The 15,869-nt window shown below is 68.6% G+C and carries 15 protein-coding genes, 2 tRNA genes and 1 pseudogene; 10 read left to right on the forward strand and 8 right to left on the reverse strand.

What is annotated here, in order from left to right:
* Positions 1-15 precede the first annotated feature (15 nt).
* Both OHS58_RS26555 and OHS58_RS26560 read left to right on the forward strand, forming a co-directional pair.
* Positions 16-1,338 (forward strand): M20 family metallopeptidase, encoded by a 1,323-nt coding sequence (locus OHS58_RS26555; protein ID WP_328644367.1) that lies wholly within the window; start codon positions 16-18, stop codon positions 1,336-1,338.
* 109 nt (positions 1,339-1,447) lie between these two features.
* The gene (locus tag OHS58_RS26560; protein WP_328644368.1) at positions 1,448-2,458 is read left to right on the forward strand and encodes a S1C family serine protease; all 1,011 of its coding nucleotides are present in this window, start codon (positions 1,448-1,450) and stop codon (positions 2,456-2,458) included.
* 117 nt (positions 2,459-2,575) lie between these two features.
* On the opposite strand, the gene OHS58_RS26565 is transcribed toward OHS58_RS26560, so the two are convergent.
* Together OHS58_RS26565 and OHS58_RS26570 are read right to left on the reverse strand one after the other, a co-directional pair.
* Positions 2,576-2,953 carry a DUF3224 domain-containing protein gene (locus OHS58_RS26565; protein WP_328644369.1) on the reverse strand — a complete coding sequence of 126 codons (378 nt, stop codon included), beginning with the start codon at positions 2,951-2,953 and terminating at the stop codon, positions 2,576-2,578.
* A 73-nt stretch (positions 2,954-3,026) separates the two neighbouring features.
* Complete coding sequence (locus OHS58_RS26570; protein WP_328644370.1) at positions 3,027-4,562, reverse strand: helicase HerA-like domain-containing protein; 1,536 nt, start codon at positions 4,560-4,562, stop codon at positions 3,027-3,029.
* 114 nt (positions 4,563-4,676) lie between these two features.
* On the opposite strand from OHS58_RS26570, the gene orn reads away from it, so the two are divergent.
* Positions 4,677-5,285, forward strand: coding sequence for an oligoribonuclease (gene orn / locus OHS58_RS26575; protein ID WP_247055958.1), 609 nt, complete (start codon positions 4,677-4,679; stop codon positions 5,283-5,285).
* A gap of 74 nt (positions 5,286-5,359) precedes the next feature.
* A tRNA-His gene (locus OHS58_RS26580) sits at positions 5,360-5,432 on the forward strand.
* 139 nt (positions 5,433-5,571) lie between these two features.
* Here OHS58_RS26580 and OHS58_RS26585 read toward each other — a convergent pair.
* Positions 5,572-6,849 carry a glycosyltransferase 87 family protein gene (locus OHS58_RS26585; protein ID WP_328644371.1) on the reverse strand — a complete coding sequence of 426 codons (1,278 nt, stop codon included), beginning with the start codon at positions 6,847-6,849 and terminating at the stop codon, positions 5,572-5,574.
* 146 nt (positions 6,850-6,995) lie between these two features.
* Between OHS58_RS26585 and proP the strand changes: the two genes are divergently transcribed.
* Positions 6,996-8,441: a glycine betaine/L-proline transporter ProP gene (gene proP, locus OHS58_RS26590; protein ID WP_326958893.1), complete on the forward strand. Its 1,446-nt coding sequence runs from the start codon at positions 6,996-6,998 to the stop codon at positions 8,439-8,441.
* On the opposite strand, the gene OHS58_RS26595 is transcribed toward proP, so the two are convergent.
* A complete protein-coding gene (locus OHS58_RS26595) occupies positions 8,438-9,136 on the reverse strand; it encodes an alpha/beta fold hydrolase (RefSeq protein ID WP_328644372.1) in 699 nt (232 codons plus the stop codon). The two genes, proP and OHS58_RS26595, sit on opposite strands and share 4 nt — an antisense overlap.
* A gap of 118 nt (positions 9,137-9,254) precedes the next feature.
* Here OHS58_RS26595 and OHS58_RS26600 point away from each other — a divergent pair, with 118 nt between their 5' ends.
* Positions 9,255-9,593 (forward strand): winged helix-turn-helix transcriptional regulator, encoded by a 339-nt coding sequence (locus OHS58_RS26600; protein WP_247055967.1) that lies wholly within the window; start codon positions 9,255-9,257, stop codon positions 9,591-9,593.
* On the opposite strand, the gene OHS58_RS26605 is transcribed toward OHS58_RS26600, so the two are convergent.
* Entirely contained in the window at positions 9,590-10,783 is a 1,194-nt protein-coding gene (locus tag OHS58_RS26605) for a L,D-transpeptidase (RefSeq protein WP_328644373.1), read from the reverse strand. The two genes, OHS58_RS26600 and OHS58_RS26605, sit on opposite strands and share 4 nt — an antisense overlap.
* 165 nt (positions 10,784-10,948) lie before the next feature.
* On the opposite strand from OHS58_RS26605, the gene OHS58_RS26610 reads away from it, so the two are divergent.
* Positions 10,949-11,021, forward strand: a tRNA-Lys gene (locus OHS58_RS26610).
* Between the two features lie 148 nt (positions 11,022-11,169).
* Here the strand turns inward: OHS58_RS26610 and OHS58_RS26615 are convergent.
* Genes OHS58_RS26615 through OHS58_RS26625 form a run of 3 tightly spaced genes read right to left on the reverse strand, consistent with a single transcriptional unit; the run spans position 11,170 to position 12,568 of the window.
* Positions 11,170-11,415 (reverse strand): tyrosine-type recombinase/integrase, encoded by a 246-nt coding sequence (locus OHS58_RS26615; RefSeq protein WP_328644374.1) that lies wholly within the window; start codon positions 11,413-11,415, stop codon positions 11,170-11,172.
* 18 nt (positions 11,416-11,433) lie between these two features.
* Positions 11,434-11,598 (reverse strand): hypothetical protein, encoded by a 165-nt coding sequence (locus OHS58_RS26620; RefSeq protein WP_328644375.1) that lies wholly within the window; start codon positions 11,596-11,598, stop codon positions 11,434-11,436.
* Positions 11,599-11,647: 49 nt separating this feature from the next.
* Entirely contained in the window at positions 11,648-12,568 is a 921-nt protein-coding gene (locus tag OHS58_RS26625; RefSeq protein ID WP_328644376.1) for an AraC family transcriptional regulator, read from the reverse strand.
* A 128-nt stretch (positions 12,569-12,696) separates the two neighbouring features.
* Between OHS58_RS26625 and OHS58_RS26630 the strand changes: the two genes are divergently transcribed.
* The 3 genes and pseudogenes from OHS58_RS26630 (at position 12,697) to OHS58_RS26640 (ending at position 15,867) form a co-directional block, all read left to right on the forward strand.
* On the forward strand, positions 12,697-13,044 hold the full coding sequence (locus OHS58_RS26630; protein WP_326943749.1) for a putative quinol monooxygenase: 348 nt from the start codon (positions 12,697-12,699) through the stop codon (positions 13,042-13,044).
* 249 nt (positions 13,045-13,293) lie between these two features.
* On the forward strand, positions 13,294-14,274 hold the full coding sequence (locus tag OHS58_RS26635; protein WP_328644377.1) for an LLM class F420-dependent oxidoreductase: 981 nt from the start codon (positions 13,294-13,296) through the stop codon (positions 14,272-14,274).
* A 605-nt stretch (positions 14,275-14,879) separates the two neighbouring features.
* Positions 14,880-15,867 (forward strand): annotated as a pseudogene (locus tag OHS58_RS26640) (IS481 family transposase).
* The last annotated feature ends 2 nt before the right edge of the window (positions 15,868-15,869 follow it).

Here is a 15,869-nt window from a genome sequence, read left to right on the forward strand (position 1 = left end):
GGTTAGCATCGCCCCATGACCCACGCCGAACCCGTCCCGCCCGACGACAGCTACCTCCGTTCCCTGGTCGAAGCCACGGCCGACGCGGTGGCGGCGGCCGAGCCGCTGTCCTCGCCGCACACCGGCGCGGACGAGGCGACTCGGGCCGAGGTGACGTCAGCGGTCGAGCGCAGTTCACCCGATCTGGTGGCGTTGAGCCAAGATCTGCACGCCCACCCCGAGGAGGGGTTCGGGGAACACCGCTCGGTCGGCGCGCTGGCGGACCTCCTGGCGCGCCACGGCCACGAAGCGACCGTCGGCGTGGGCGGTCTCGACACCGCGCTGCGCGTGAGCACGCCCGAGCGGGACGGCCCGCACATCGCCGTCCTCGCCGAGTACGACGCACTGCCCGGTCTCGGCCACGCGTGCGGCCACAACGTCATCTGCACCACCGCCGCGGGCGGCTTCCTCGGCGCCGCAGCGGTGGCCGAGAGGCTCGGTGGGCGCGTCAGCCTCATCGGCACGCCGGCCGAGGAAGGCGGTGGTGGCAAGGAGATCCTGGCGCGCGCGGGTGTCTTCGACGACGTCGACGCGGTGATCATGCTGCACCCGTTCAGCCACGACGTCGCGCTGCACCCGTTCCTGGGCCGCCGTCAGCTGGAGATGGTCTTCCACGGCGTCGGCGCGCACGCCTCGGCCCAGCCGTTCATGGGCCGCAACGCGCTCGACGCCGCGGTCGCGGCCTACCAGGGCGTCTCGGCGCTGCGGCAGCAGCTTCCGCAGAGCGATCGCGTGCACGGCGTGTTCAGCGACGGCGGGGCGCGGCCGAACGTCATCCCGGCCCGCGCCGCGCTGCTGTTCTACCTGCGCTCCCAGAACCCTGAGACCCTGCGGGACCTGGCCACCCGCATGACGTCGATCGCGGAGGGCGCGGCGGCGATGACCGGCTGCGGAGTCGAGCTGATCTGGGACGCCCAGGCCGCCTACCTGCCGATCCGGTTCAACACCACGCTCGCCGGGCGCTGGTCGGTCAACCAGGCCGGCACCGGCCGCAAGCCGCTGCCACCCGGCATCGTCCCGGAGTCGCTCACCGGGTCCACCGACCTCGGCAACCTCTCCTACCGGATGCCGGCGCTGCACCCGATGCTCGGGATCTCGGGGCCGACGGTCGCGTTGCACACCAAGGAGTTCGCGGCCGCGGCCGGTTCGGAGACGGGTGACGCGGGCGTCCGCGACGGCGCGCTCGGGCTGGCCCTGACCGCCGCGGACTACCTCGGCGACGCCGAGCTGCGGAAAGCCGTCCACGACGAGTTCGAAGCGGCGGGAGGTGCATTGGACGTTCCGGCGTTCTTCGACTGAGGCGCGCGGAAAGCCTGAGAACCGCCTGAGTTTTCTCAGCTGATTCTTCTCAGCAAAGCCTGAGGGATTTCCACAGGTTGTTCACAAGCACAGGCGCGAATCTTGGTTCATGACCGAGAACGAGAGTCGGCCCGGCCCCGCCTCACCCGGTGGGCACCAGCCGCACCAGCACACCCAGCAGTACGGGCCGTACGCGCAGTACGCCTACCCCCAGCAGGCCGCGCCGAATCCGCTCTTCACCCCGCAGCCGCCGGCACCGCAGGCCCTCAAGAAGCCGCGCCGGGGCGGCCGGGTCGCGATGCTGGTCGGCGCGACCGCACTCGGCGCCGCGCTGGTCGGGGGCGTCGGCGGCGCCGCGATCGTCGGGCTGACCGCGACCTCGGCGGACGGCACGACGTCGGTGAGCGCGCCGGCGGCGACGGGGCAGACGGTCGCCAACAGCACGTCCGGTGACGTCAGCGGCGTCGCGGCGAAGGTGACGCCGAGCGTCGTGCAGATCAACGTCACCACCGATCAGGGCGAGGCGATCGGCTCCGGCGTCATCCTCAGCGCCGACGGCCGGATCCTGACCAACGCGCACGTCGTCGACGGCGCCCAGAGCGTCGTCATCACGACGTCCGACGGCACGAAGTACCAGGCCAGTGTGGTCGGCGCGGACACCAAGGCGGACATCGCGGTGGTCCAGGCGAAGAACGCCAGCGGCCTGACGGCCGCCAGCCTCGGGGACTCGAGCAAGCTCGCCGTCGGCCAGGAGGTCATCGCGATCGGCTCGCCGGGCGGGCTGCAGAACACCGTCACGACCGGCATCGTCAGCGCGCTGAACCGGAACCTGTCCGACATCGGCCAGGGCGAGCAGGAGCAGCAGCAGTCGCCGTTCAACCGCACCTCGAACCAGACCAGCGACTCGCCCAGCTACACCGCGATCCAGACGGACGCCTCGATCAACCAGGGCAACTCCGGCGGCGCGCTGGTCGACGCGAACGGCAACGTGATCGGGATCAACTCGGCGCTCTACAGCCCGACGGCGTCGGCGAACGGCTCCGCGGGCAGCGTCGGGATCGGCTTCGCCATCCCGATCAACGACGCCAAGAAGATCGTCGACCAGATCGTGAACAACTGAAAGACGTGGACGGGTCGTGTTCGGGGCGGCCCGTCCCTCCCGCTTCGGGGAGCGGGGAACACGGCGAAGGCCGTTTCGAGAGTCAATCGGGGGCTCTCGAAACGGCCTTCGCGCTGTCTACAGCTCGTAGGTGAGCGTGAAGGTGTGGTTCTTCTCCTCGTCGATCTCGATGCTCGCCGTGCCGGAGATCCCGGCCAGCTCACCCGAGCCGGAGCCGGTGAGGATCTTCAACGTCAGGCCGGTGTCGTCGGCCGTGTGGTGCAGGACGAACGCGCCCTTGCGGCCGTCGACCGAGACGGCGAGACGCTCGAAGGCGACGTACGCGCGCGAAGTCGCGTTGGACGCCGTCAGCATCTCGACCGTGCTGGTCCCCTCGACCGCGCCGGTGAACGTCTTGGTGATCGCCACCCGGGCGAACTCCGTGCCCGCGTCCTCGTCGGTCGCCTGCGGCTCCCACTTGTCGAGGACGAACGACGCGGTGGCGGTGCTGGTCATGGCTGGTTTCCCCTGTTCGTCGGTGATGGGCGCCAGCTTGGCAGCGATACCTGACAGGACACGTCAGGTTTTCTCAGCGCTTCCGGTTGCCGAACAGCCCGCGCGTGATCTCCCGGCCCAGGGCACTGGCGGCGGACCGCATGAACGACTTCACGGCCGGGTTCTTCATCGCCGATTCCACGAACCCCGGCTCTTCCTTCTCCTTCTTGGGAGCGGGCGCGGGCGCGGACTCAGGCGCAGGAGCGTCGGGCGCAGGCGCGGCCACCTTCGCGGCCAGCTTCTCGTAGGCCGACTCCCGGTCGATCGTCTCGGCGTACTTCGCGTGCAGATCCGACGAAGCGACCGAAGCGGCGACGGCCTCCGCGCCGATCGAGCCCATCTTCGACCGCGGCGCCCGCAGCCGCGTCCACGCCACCGGCGTCGGCGCGCCCCGCTCCGACAGCACCGTGACGATCGCCTCGCCGATGCCCAGCGACGTCAACGCCGTGTCGAGCTCGTAGAACTTCGTCTTCGGGTAGGTCTTGACCGTCTTGGCCAGCGCCGCCTGGTCGTCCGGGGTGAACGCCCGCAGCGCGTGCTGGATCCGCGCGCCCAGCTGGGAGAGGACGTTGTTCGGGATGTCCGTGGGCAGCTGCGTGCAGAAGAACACGCCGACGCCCTTCGACCGGATCAGCTTCACGGTCTGCTCGATGCGCTCCAGGAACGCCTTCGACGCGTCGTTGAACAGCAGGTGCGCCTCGTCGAAGAAGAACACCAGCTTCGGCTGGTCGAGATCGCCCTCCTCCGGCAGCTCCTCGAACAGCTCGGCCAGCAGCCACATCAGGAACGTCGAGAACAACGCCGGCTTCGCCTGCAGGTTGTCCAGTTCCAGCAGCGTGACGACGCCCTTGCCGTCGCGGGCGCGCATCAGGTCGTGGACGTCCAGCTCCGGCTCGCCGAAGAAGTCCTCCCCGCCTTGGGCCTCCAGATTGGACAAAGAACGCAGGATCACCCCGGCCGTCGCGGCCGAGACGCCGCCGATGCCCTTGAGGTCCGCCTTGCCCTCGTCGCTGGTCAGGTGCGTGATGACCGACCGGAGGTCCTTCGTGTCCAGCAACGCCAGCCCGCGCTGATCGGCCCAGTGGAAGATCAGGCCGAGCGTCGACTCCTGCGTCTCGTTCAGCCCCAGCACCTTCGACAGCAGCACCGGCCCGAAACTCGTGATCGTCGCCCGGATCGGCGCACCCTTCCCGCCCGTCCCCAGCGACAGGAACTGCACCGGGAACGCCGTCCCCGCCCAGTCGTCACCCAGCTCCTGCGAGCGCTTCGACACCTTGTCGTTCGCCTCGCCGGCCGCCGCGAGACCCGACAGGTCACCCTTCACGTCGGCGAGCACCACCGGCACCCCGGCCGCCGACAGCTGCTCCGCCACCAGCTGCAACGTCTTCGTCTTGCCCGTCCCGGTCGCCCCCGCGACCAGCCCGTGCCGGTTCAGCGTCGCCAACGGCAGGCGCACGGCGGCACCCGCGTCCACCTGCCCGTCGATCACCACCGCACCCAGCTCCAGCGCGGCACCCTCACTCGCATAACCGGCGGCGATCTCGCCCGCCGGCGTCCCCTGCTCCGTCACTCGCGACTCCCCGATCTGTGTCCTGCACCACACCGGTGGCGGCCCCGCGAGCGTAAACGCGCCGTACGTGCAGGTAACGCACCTCTTGTCCCCGTGTCGGGTTAGGGTCACCAGGTGACCGACCGCCTAGTCTGGATCGACTGCGAGATGACGGGGCTCGACCTCGGCAAGGACGCGTTGATCGAAATCGCCGCCCTCGTGACCGACGCGGAGCTCAACGTGCTCGGCGAGGGAGTGGACATCGTCATCCACGCCGACGAGGAAAAACTCGCCGGCATGCCCGAGATCGTCCGCGAGATGCACGCCCACTCCGGCCTCACCGAAGAAGTGCGCCGCTCCACGGTGACCCTCGAAGAAGCCGAGCGCCGCGTCCTCGAGTACATCCGCGAGTACATCCCCGAACCCGGCACCGCACCGCTGGCCGGCAACTCCATCGCCACCGACCGCGGCTACATCACCCGCGACATGCCGGCCCTCGACGCGCACCTCCACTACCGCCTCGTCGACGTCTCCTCCATCAAGGAACTCGTCCGCCGCTGGTACCCGCGCATCTACTACGCCAAGCCGGAAAAGGGCCTCGCCCACCGCGCCCTCGCCGACATCAAGGAATCCATCGGCGAACTCGACTACTACCGGCGCGTCGCCTTCGTCGCCCAACCCGGCCCCAGCAGCGACGAAGCCAAAGCCGCCGCCGCTGAAGTGCGCGAACAGCACCAGGGGTAACCCCCTGGAAAACCACGCGCGGGCACCCGCTACGATTACGACATCGAGGTGATCGCACGCGGTTGCCTCAGATGGTGGGCGTAGCTCAGCTGGTAGAGCACCTGGTTGTGGTCCAGGAGGTCGCGGGTTCGAAACCCGTCGCTCACCCCGTTGCCCCGGCTTGGTCGGTGCCCTTGCGGGCCCCTACCCTAGCCGGGGTTTTGCCTTTTCCTGTGGGGGTCGAACCCCCACACCCCCGCCGGGGGGTGCCCCCCGGACCCCCATCTCGTGTGGTTGGCCTGGGGGGTCAGGTTGTGGGTATGAAGTCTTCTTTTGACGGGTTCAGCCAGGCTGGGCGTGCTGCCGCCAAGGCCAGTAGGGCCAGGGCCAGGAGGACGTACAAGGTGTGGGCTAGCGCCTGGGCTGCTGTCGGGTAGTTCTCCGGGAGGATTACCAGACCTACCAAGGGGACGTTTGAGCGTCCTGCTCCTACCTTCCAGGCGAATGTCAGCAGGTATGTCAGTGTCAAGATTGCTGCTGGCCACCAAGTGCGGGAGCGTAGGGCGCCGCCGGCGGCCATTGCGAAGAACGGGATGAACCAGACCCAGTAGTGCGTCCAGGTCCAGGGGGTTACCAGGACCATTGTTGCGCCTATGACGCTCACTGCCAGCAGCTCGCGGCCTTCGCGGTGGGCTCGGACTGCTATCCAGAGGGCCGCCAGGGCGACTACTCCTGCTACTGGGATCCAGATGGGGCCTGGGACGTCCGCTATGCCCAGTAGGCGTGCGAGTGCTCCGCGGATCGACTGGTTTTCCGGGGACATTGCGTCGCTGTCGCCCGTGATCCTTGACGGGTCGGCCAGGTTGGCTGCCCAGAATGCTTTTGAGTCGCCTGGTAGGGCTACGAAGCCTGCTAGGGCCGTTACGGCGAATGCGCCTACTGCTACTGCCGCTGCTCGGAAGCGGCGGGTGGCCAGTAGGTAGATGACGAAGATGCCTGGGATCAGTTTGATGCCCGCCGCGACTCCTACGCCGACGCCTGTCCACCAGCGGTTGCGGCCCGTGAGGTCCGCCAGGACCAGTACCAGCAGGACCAGGTTCACCTGGCCCGCCGTGAAGTTCATCAGCACCGGCTGCAGGGGCAGCGCCAACGCCGTCAGTGCCGCCGTCGCCGCGACCCGGCCGTGGTCGCGGGCGTAACCCTGCTGCCCCAGCGAGATCCAGACGACCGCCAGCAGCGAGAACAGGTTCACCAGCAGGGCCAGCATCGGCAGGAGCAGCTTCGGCACCAGCGTCAGGGCGACGAACACCCCGGCCGCGAACGGCGTGTACTTGAACGTGCCGCCGATCGTCGGCAGGTGGGACACGCCCGGCTCGTACAGCGGCGCACCCGCGCGCACCGCCTGGCCGGTGGCCACGTAGGACTTGAAGTCCTCCAGGTAGATGCCGGTCGACGTCCAGATCCCGGCCCACACCGTGTAGCCCGCGAACACCACCAGCAGCAACAGGCCGGAGAGCACGGACCACCAGAGCGGCGCCGGCAACCTGCGCTCGACCGGTGCTTCCGGAACGACGACCGTCGACATCGGGTAACCCCCTCGGGGCACCACGAGCAGCAGCACACCCCTCGAAAACCTGGCAAAACGCCCTGCGGCGAGAGGCGCGCGGCCAGTGTAGCGATCCGTGTTCACCCGGATGGCCTTCGCCTGCCAGTGGTAACCCTCACGACCGGATGGCTCAACGTGCGGGACTCTCGACCGGGGTGCACGGTGATCTCGTGGAACGTTCACGGGTGACGCTGCGCAAGAAGAAACTGCGGTACGAGGACATCACCGTGGTCGACCAGTCGCTGCTCAAGCGGGCCGTCGCGGCGGCCGCGCTGGGCAACGCGATGGAGTGGTTCGACTTCGGTGTCTACGCCTACATCGCCGACACCATCTCCGAGGTGTTCTTCCCGGCGAGCGTGGCGCCCGGGGTACGGCTGATCGGGACGTTCGGGGCCTTCACCGCCGCGTTCCTGATGCGGCCGCTCGGCGGGCTCGTGTTCGGGCCGCTCGGCGACCGGATCGGGCGGCAGAAGGTCCTCGCCGTCACCATGATCATGATGGCGATCGGCACCCTCTGCATCGGGCTGATCCCGTCGTACAGCTCCATCGGCGTCTGGTCGCCGATCCTGCTGGTGCTCGCCCGGATGGTGCAGGGCTTCTCCACCGGCGGCGAATACGGCGGCGCGACGACGTTCATCGCCGAGTACTCCCCCGACAAACGCCGCGGCTTCATGGGCTCCTGGCTCGAGTTCGGCACGCTCTCGGGCTACGTGCTCGGCGCGACCGTCGTCACCGGCATGAAGACCTGGGTCCCGCACGAGACGCTGCTCGACTGGGGCTGGCGGATCCCGTTCCTGGTCGCCGGCCCGCTCGGCATCATCGGCCTCTACATGCGGCTCAAGCTCGAAGAGACCCCGGCGTTCCAGAAGCACGCCGCGGAGTCCGAGAAGCGCGGCCGCTCCGGCGAGCCGTTCTGGAAGATGTTCACCGACTACTGGCCCTCGCTGCTGATCTGCATCGGCCTGGTGCTCGTGTTCAACGTCACCGACTACATGCTGCTGTCGTACATGCCGACGTACCTGTCCGAGCAGCTGCACCTCGACGCGACGCACGGCCTGCTGCTGATCATCGTCGTGATGGTCGTGATGATGCTGATCATCCTGGTCGGCGGCCGGATCACCGACAAGATCGGCCGCAAACCCGTGATGATGGCCGGCTGCCTCGGCTTCCTCGTGCTCTCCTGGCCGCTGATGCTGCTGGTGCACGACGGCGGTCTCGTCGTCACCTTCCTCGGCCTGATGGGGCTCGGCCTGCTGCTGCTCTGCTTCGAGGTCTCGATGCCCGCGACGCTGCCCGCGCTGTTCCCGACCGCGATCCGCTACGGCGCGCTGTCCATCGCGTTCAACATCTCCGTGTCGCTCTTCGGCGGCACGACGCCGCTGGTCATGCAGGCGCTGATCTCGTCCACCGGCCACGACTTCTGGCCGGCCTGGTACATGATGGCGGCCGGCGCGATCGGCGCCGTCGCGGTGTACTTCAGCCGCGAGACGGCGAACAAGCCGCTGTGGGGCTCGGGCCCCGCGGTCGACACCGAGGCCGAGGCGCGGAAGCTCGTCCGGGAATCGGGCTAGCTCGTTTCGAGCAGCAGGCCCGCCAGCTCGGCGGGCATGGTGATCATGCAGTCGTGGCCGGTCGGCAGCTCCCGCACTCGCTCGCCCGCTGGGACGGGACGCCGGGTGATGCCCTCCGGGCGGCCGGCGACGCAGTGGATGTGCGTGCGCGGGATCGCCCGCACGGCCGGGTCGTCCAGCCGCACCGGCTCAGTCAGGCACCGCACCGGCTGGTCCGAGAGCATCGAACGCAGCCAGGCGACGTCGTCGGGATCGGTCACCCCGAACAGGCCGAGCGGCGGCGGCAGTTCCGGCAGCGGCGGCACGCGCCAGCCGTCGACGGCCGCGTCGACGAGCTGCTTGCTGATCGGCATCACGTCGATCGCGGTTTCGCCGTCTTCGGGCACCATCGCGTCGAGGTAGACCAGGTGCGCGATCCGCTCCGGGACGCGGTTGGCCGCACCCGAGACGACCATCCCGGCGTAGCTGTGGCCGACGAGCACGACGTCGTCGAGCTGCTCGTCTTCGATCAGGCCGGCGATGTCGTCGACGTGGGTGCCGAGCCCGACGTCCGGGGTCAGCAGGTGCGCCTTGTCGCCGTAGCCGGTCAGGGACGGCGCGAACGCCCGGTGCCCGGCGGCCTCCAGCAGCGGGACCACGCGGTCCCAGCTGCGTCCGCTGTGCCAAGCGCCGTGTACCAGCAGAAATGTCGTCATGGTCGAGTGGTTCCTCCTCGTGCCTCGGTACCATTCGGTAACCGAGACCATCGTGATCCACTCGACGCGCACCGGGCAATACGGCACTAAATGGTGCCCCGGTTCTCAGGAGGTAACCATGGAGGACCCGTGCAAGGCCCGGCAAGTCCTCGGCATCGTCGGGGACAAGTGGGCGTTGCTGGTCGTGCGCATGCTCAAGGACGGGCCGCGGAGGTTCACCGAGCTCAAGCGGTCCGTCGAGGGCATCAGCCAGCGGATGCTCACCGTGACTCTGCGCGACCTCGAGCGCGACGGCATCCTGACCCGCACGGTCGTCGCCGTCATGCCCCCGCACGTCAGCTACGAGCTGACGCCGATGGGCCGCACCCTGCGGGAGGCCACCGCGCCGCTGCTGGCGTGGAGCATCGAACACCTGCCGCACATCGACGCGGCCCGCGAGGAGTACGACAACCGCTAGTTCGCGGCGGTCCGCCACTCGTCCCAGGACAGCTGCCAGACGCTCCAGCCGTCGGTGGGTTCGAGCTTCGGGCCGCCGCTGTTCTGCACGGTGACGACGTCGCCCTTCTTGGACGTGTCCATCAGCCACTTCGTGTTCTCGGTGGACAGGTTCAGGCAGCCGTGGCTGACGTTGCTGTGCCCCTGCTGCCGGACCGACCACGGCGCGGAGTGGTAGAAGATGCCGCTGTAGGACAGGCGGACGGCGTACTGGACGAAGGTGCGGTAGCCGCCGGGGGTGTCCTCGGGGACGCCGTAGGTGCCGGAGTCCATCGTGTAGCCGGTGTGCTCGCTCATGACGGTGTAGGTCCCAGCCGGCGTGGTGTGGCCCGGCTTGCCCATGGAGGTCGGCATGGTCTTGACCTCCTTGTCGTTGACGGTGACCGTCATCTGGTGGGTGCCGCCGTCGGCGACCGCGACGAGCTTGTCGCCCACGGCGCCGGTGATCGTCTTGTCCTCGCGGCCGTAGCTGCCGTTGCCGAGCGGCTTGCCGTAGACGGCGGCGTCGACCTTGATCTTGGTGCCGCTCTTCCAGTAGTCCTTCGGCCGCCAGGTCACCTGCTTGTCGCCGGACCAGCGGAACGCGCCCTCGGTGGCCGGCTCGGCGGTGACCTTGAGCGCCTTCTCGGCCGCGGCCTTGTCGGCGACGTTGCCCGTGAAGGTGAAGATCAGCGGCAGCCCGACGCCGACGGTCTCGCCCTCGACGAGGTTCACCGAGACACCGAGCTGGCGAGCGGGCTTGACGGTCGTGAAGCTCGACTCCGCCGTGACCGGCTTCCCGTCGGTCCCGGTGGCCGTCGCGGTCAGCTTGTAGGTCTTGCCGTACCCGAGCGGCTCGGCGGAGTCCCACCCGGCGCCGTCCGCCCGAGGCTTCCCGCCGACGGCCTTCCCGTCGGCCCCGGTCAGCGTCACATCCCCGACCTTCCCGTCGGCAACGGCGACGGTCACGGGCTCACCGGGCGCGACGTCCCTGGCGTCCGTGGCCGGAGTGAGCGTGAGCGCGGCGGCCTTCAGCACCGGCTTCGGCGCGGACGCGGACGTTGTCACCTGCTGCGGCTCACCCGAAGGACTACCACTGCACCCGGCCACCGTGAGGCCGATCACCCCCGCGGCCACCAGCAACCGCGCCCACCTGCCGCTCGAACGCCTCATGCCACCCGCCTGTTTAGTCGTCCATGTCCGGCTCCAGTGTGCCCGACCAGCCCGGACACCGGGGCGGGAACGCCCGAACCCGCACAAGGGGACCCCCCTGAAACAGGCTCGACGGCTGGTGCTAATCTTTTCCACGTCGCCGAGGGAAACCTCCGGCAGACACCGGCGCCATTAGCTCAATTGGCAGAGCAGCTGGCTCTTAACCAGCGGGTTCGGGGTTCGAGTCCCTGATGGCGCACCCTCACTCCCCAGGTTGAAGATCTCTTCGGCCTGGGGATTTGTGTTTTCCGGAAACTTTTCATCCGCCTCTGGACTGTCCACTGTGGTCGGTCGGGAGCCCGAGGGGAGCCCGAGAGCGCACGCCGGGTGCAACGCCCTCCTCGGGATCACCCCCGCCAGCTTCCGCGCAGCATCGTCAGCCACTGCTGGATCACCTTGATGTCCACCCCGGCCTCCAATGCCAGGGTCGCAGCACCGTGCCGAAGACCGTGCAACGTGATCGGCGGCAAACCCGCGAGCGAGATCAACCGAGCGAACTCGTCGGTCACATCGGCCGGGTGCAGTGGGCTGCCGTCCGGCCGCGTGAACACCAAGTCCATATATCGCAGCCGGAGCGCGACGCCTGCGGGCACCGGTGGCACCTTCGCCGGTCAGGTGCGCGCGAGCGACTGGCGGCACGTCCCGCCGATCACCGTCGCACTGACGTCCGCTGAAACCGCCCCGCTGCTGTGCGCGGGTACCACGGTGTCCCGGTGGTCGGCGTCGGCGGCCTGGGGCACATCGCCCTCCAGGTGCTCGCCGCCTGGGGCTGCCACGACACCGCGACCGGCCGGGCTTCGAGGTCGACGGCACCGAAGAAGGTAGTCAGGTGACGCGGGAGTCGCGCCGGAACTGTGCCGGCGGTGTGTTCAGTTCCCGGCGGAACGCGCGGCTGAAGGCCGCGACCGACGTGTATCCGCTTTCGGCGGCTATGTGCTCGACAGTGTCGTCGCTGTCGCGGAGACGGCGTGCCGCGAGGTGCATCCGCCAGCGCGTGAGGTAGGTGGCGGGACCGTCGCCGGTCGCGGCTTCGAACCGCCGGTTGAGCGTCGTGCGCGACACGGCTGCCTCCTTCGCGAGCGTGGCGGCGGTCCAGGCGTGGGACGGGTCACGGTGAATCGCTGCCACCGCAGAGACGACGGCGGGGTCGCGGAGGGCGCGCCACAGGCTTGATTCGCATTCCGTGTCGCCGTTCGCCCAGGATCGCAGCGCGCAGGCCAGGAGTACGTCGACGAGCCGGTCGATGATGATCCGTGAACCCGCGCCGGGCTCGGTCAGCTCGAGGTCGAGCAAGTGCATGGTCGTCACCGTGCGCGCGTCGGTGGCTTCGGCGCGAATGTGGATCACATCGGGGAGCTGGTGAAGCCACGGCAGCGGCGCGATCATGTCGCGGGAATAGGACGCGGCGACCAGCTGGACGGTGGCGTCGCCGGTACCGAGCCTCATGAAGTCACCGCTGTGCTGCGCCTCGGCGACGGCCCGGCCATCGCAGATCGCGGCCTCGGCGGACGGGGAGGAGGCGATGACGTGCGCGATACCGGAGGTGAGCAGCAGGACGTCGCCCGCGGCGAACGGACGTAGGCCGTCTTCCCGGGTGAAGAGAACTCCTTCTCCGGAGACGACACCGTAGAGCGCGGCGTCCGTCCACTCGGGTCGCGTCATGCCCCAGTCGCCGCCTGCGACGATACGCAGTCCCGAGCTTGCCGTGATGCCGGACGCGGCGAGCACTTCGGACAGGACGTCCATGCTCCCCATCCTAGATGGAATGGGTCAAACGGACAAGTCAGCGCTCCATTGTGTCATTGTTCGGCCCAGATCTGCTGGTTAGGCTCTTGGTAGCAGGTTTCACGGCCCACTGGCGAAAGGCACACCGAATGAGTGACACCGACGTGACCGAAGGTCCGCTGCCGGTCGAGATCGCGACCGCGACCGGCCCGGTCGCCATGGTCGGTCAAGCCCGGATCCTCCCGGGGAAGGAAGCCGAGTTCGAAGGGCTGATCCGCTCGATCCTGCCGAAGATCCGGCAGGAGGACGGGAACGTCCACTACACGGTCAACCGCTCGCACGAGGACGCCTCGGCCTATCTCATCTACGAGGAATGGGAGAACGGAGCTTCGCTCGTGAAGCACGTTCAGCAGCCGTTCATGGCCGAGTACTTCGGGCAGGTACCCGGCCTCATGGCTCCCGGCGCCGACGCGCCCGGGTGGAGCTCGCCCCTCTGAACACGCCCTTGCCGGCTCGGGCCGTGGTCCGCCCGGGTCGGCGTGACCGCGAGCCGAGTCCATCTCGGACACCAGGCCATCCACGGCATCCGGGCAGCCGACGCCCGCCGCGCGGGATACCAAGGCACCGGGCCGGCTCGCGATCGTCGGCGGCACGACCACTCCGACCCGGCCGCCACGCTCCTGTCCTCCGACGTCCACGCCCTGCAGCTTGCCCTGGAGCGCACTCCAAGGTTTAGCGTTGGGACCATGAGCATTCGGCTTGGTTACCAGATTCCCAGCTTCAGCTACGGGACGCCGGTCACGGACCTGTTCCCCACGGTGATCCGCCAGGTGCGGGAGGCGGAAGATGCCGGCTTCGACGCCGCGTTCGTGATGGATCACTTCTACCAGTTGCCCGGCATCGGCGAGCCGGACGAACCGATGCTGGAGGCGTACTCCGCGCTGAGCGGATTGGCCACCGCCACCTCGCGGATCCAGCTGTCCGCGCTCGTCACCGGAAACACGTACCGCAACCCGCCGATGCTGGCCAAGAACGTCACCACGCTGGACGTGGTCAGCGGCGGACGTGCGGTACTGGGCATCGGCGCAGGCTGGTTCGAACTGGAACACCGGCAGTTCGGCTGGGAGTTCGGCACCTTCACCGACCGGTTTGAACGTCTCGACGAGGCGCTGCAGATCATCGAACCGATGCTGCGCGGTCAGCGCCCGACCTTCGACGGCAAGTGGTACCACACCGAGAACGCGATCAACGAGCCCAGGATTCGCGACGACCTGCCGATCATGCTCGGTGGCAGCGGTGAGAAGAAGACCTTCGCACTGGCGGCGCGGTTCGCCCAGCACCTCAACATCATCTGCGACCCGGCAGAACTGCCTCGCAAACTCGAAGCGCTCGACCAGCGATGCGCCGAGGCGGGCCGGGACCGGTCCAAGTTGGAGACGAGCTTCCTGGGCTTCGTGATGATCGACGAGAACGGCGACCGGGCCAGGGAACAGCAGCGTGCCTTTCTCCGCAGCCGAGGAATCGACCTCGACGCGCTCACCGACAAAGAGCGTGCGGCGGTCACGGCTCGTCAGTTCGTCGGTGATCCCGACCAGGTCGCCGCAGACCTGAAAGCCAGGGTCCTCGATCCCGGCGTCGATGGCCTGATCATCAACCTGGTCGCCAACGGACACCAGCCCGGTGTGGTCGACCTGGCCGGGCGCACCTTGCGCAAGCTGGTCGACTGAGCCCGGTGTACCGACGATCCGGCTAGCCCCCAGATGCAGCGGACGAAAGACGGTTGTGATCCAGTCGAGTACCACGCCGTTGGCGCCCACGTGTACACCCTCACACAGTGAAAATTCGCGTGGGCTGAGCCTCGACGGTCTTCGATTGCCGTATGGCTCGAGGGGAACACGCGCTTGAAAGACCTCCCCGGCACCCGCCCTGCTCCGTCACCGCTGCCCGCAACCGCCGGCGGCCGCGCCTGCGCGTCTGCGGCCGGCGCTGGACGCACTCGTTGATCGCCGCCGCTACGGTGCCGGCGGCTGCGTCGCGCTCGACATCGCCCTGAACCGGGCCGCGAAGCGCGCCTGTCCGAAGGTGCCCGGCAGTCCACTTCGGACAGTCACGACACCGGGGATCCGCGCCGCTCCGGCGGCCTCGATGCTCGTCGGCATCGTCGTCGGCCGGCAGATCGTGCAAGTGGCCCTACTCGCCAAAGAGGAGACCTAGGTGTACTGACCACGGAGGTTGGGTACGGGACGACACTTGATCGGATGATCTTGAAATGAGGGAGGGCCTCCGGGTTCGGTGTGGATTGCGACGTCTACGCCGAGCAACGGAGGCCCTCGTGACCCACGCTAACGCACCCCTGACCCCGACCGGCAGGCTGCGCCTGGCCCGCTGTGTCGTGGAGGAGGGCTGGCCGCTGAGACGGGCCGCGGAGCGGTTCCAGGTCGCGGTCACCACCGCGAAACGCTGGGTCGACCGCTACCGCGCCGACGGTGAAGCCGGCTTGGCCGACCGCTCCTCACGGCCCCGGACCTGCCCGCACCGGACCCCCACCCGGCTCGAGCGGCGGATCATCAAAGTCCGGGTCTTGCGCCGGTGGGGACCGGCCCGCATCGCCTACCTGCTCGGGATAAACCCCTCCACGGTGCACCGGATCCTGACCGCTACCGATGCTCCCGGCTGACCCACCTCGACCGAGCTACCGCAACACCGGTCCGCCGCTACGAACACGCCGCCCCGGGTGATCTGGTGCACGTCGACATCAAAAGCTGGGCAACATTCCCGATGGTGGAGGGCACCGCGTCACCGACCGCGCCACCGGCCTGCGGAACAAGAGGGCCACCGCCACGGCCCGCTCCCGCCGCGGCGCACCGAAGATCGGGTCCAGCTATCTCCACAACGCCGTGGACGATCACTCCCGGCTGGCTTACAGCGAGATCCTGCCTGATGAGACCAAGGAAACCGCGGTCGCGTTCTGGGCCCGGGCGCAGGCGTTCTTCGCCGCCGCCGGGGTCACTGTCGCGCGGGTGTTGACCGACAACGGGGCCTGCTACAAGTCTCATCTCTGGCGCGACACGCTGCGCGGCGCGGACATCGTCCACAAACGCACGCGTCCTTACCGGCCGCAGACCAACGGGAAGGTCGAGCGGTTCAACCGCACTCTGCTCGACGAGTGGGCATACGCACGCCCTTACCGCTCAGAGGCTGAGCGACGTGATGCCTATCCGGGGTGGTTGCATACCTACAATCACCATCGCGGCCACACCGCACTCGGCGGCAAACCACCCGCCACCCGCGTCCCTAACCTCACGGGTCAGTACACCTAGGC

The organism is Amycolatopsis sp. NBC_00348 (assembly GCF_036114655.1).
Lineage (GTDB): Bacteria > Actinomycetota > Actinomycetes > Mycobacteriales > Pseudonocardiaceae > Amycolatopsis.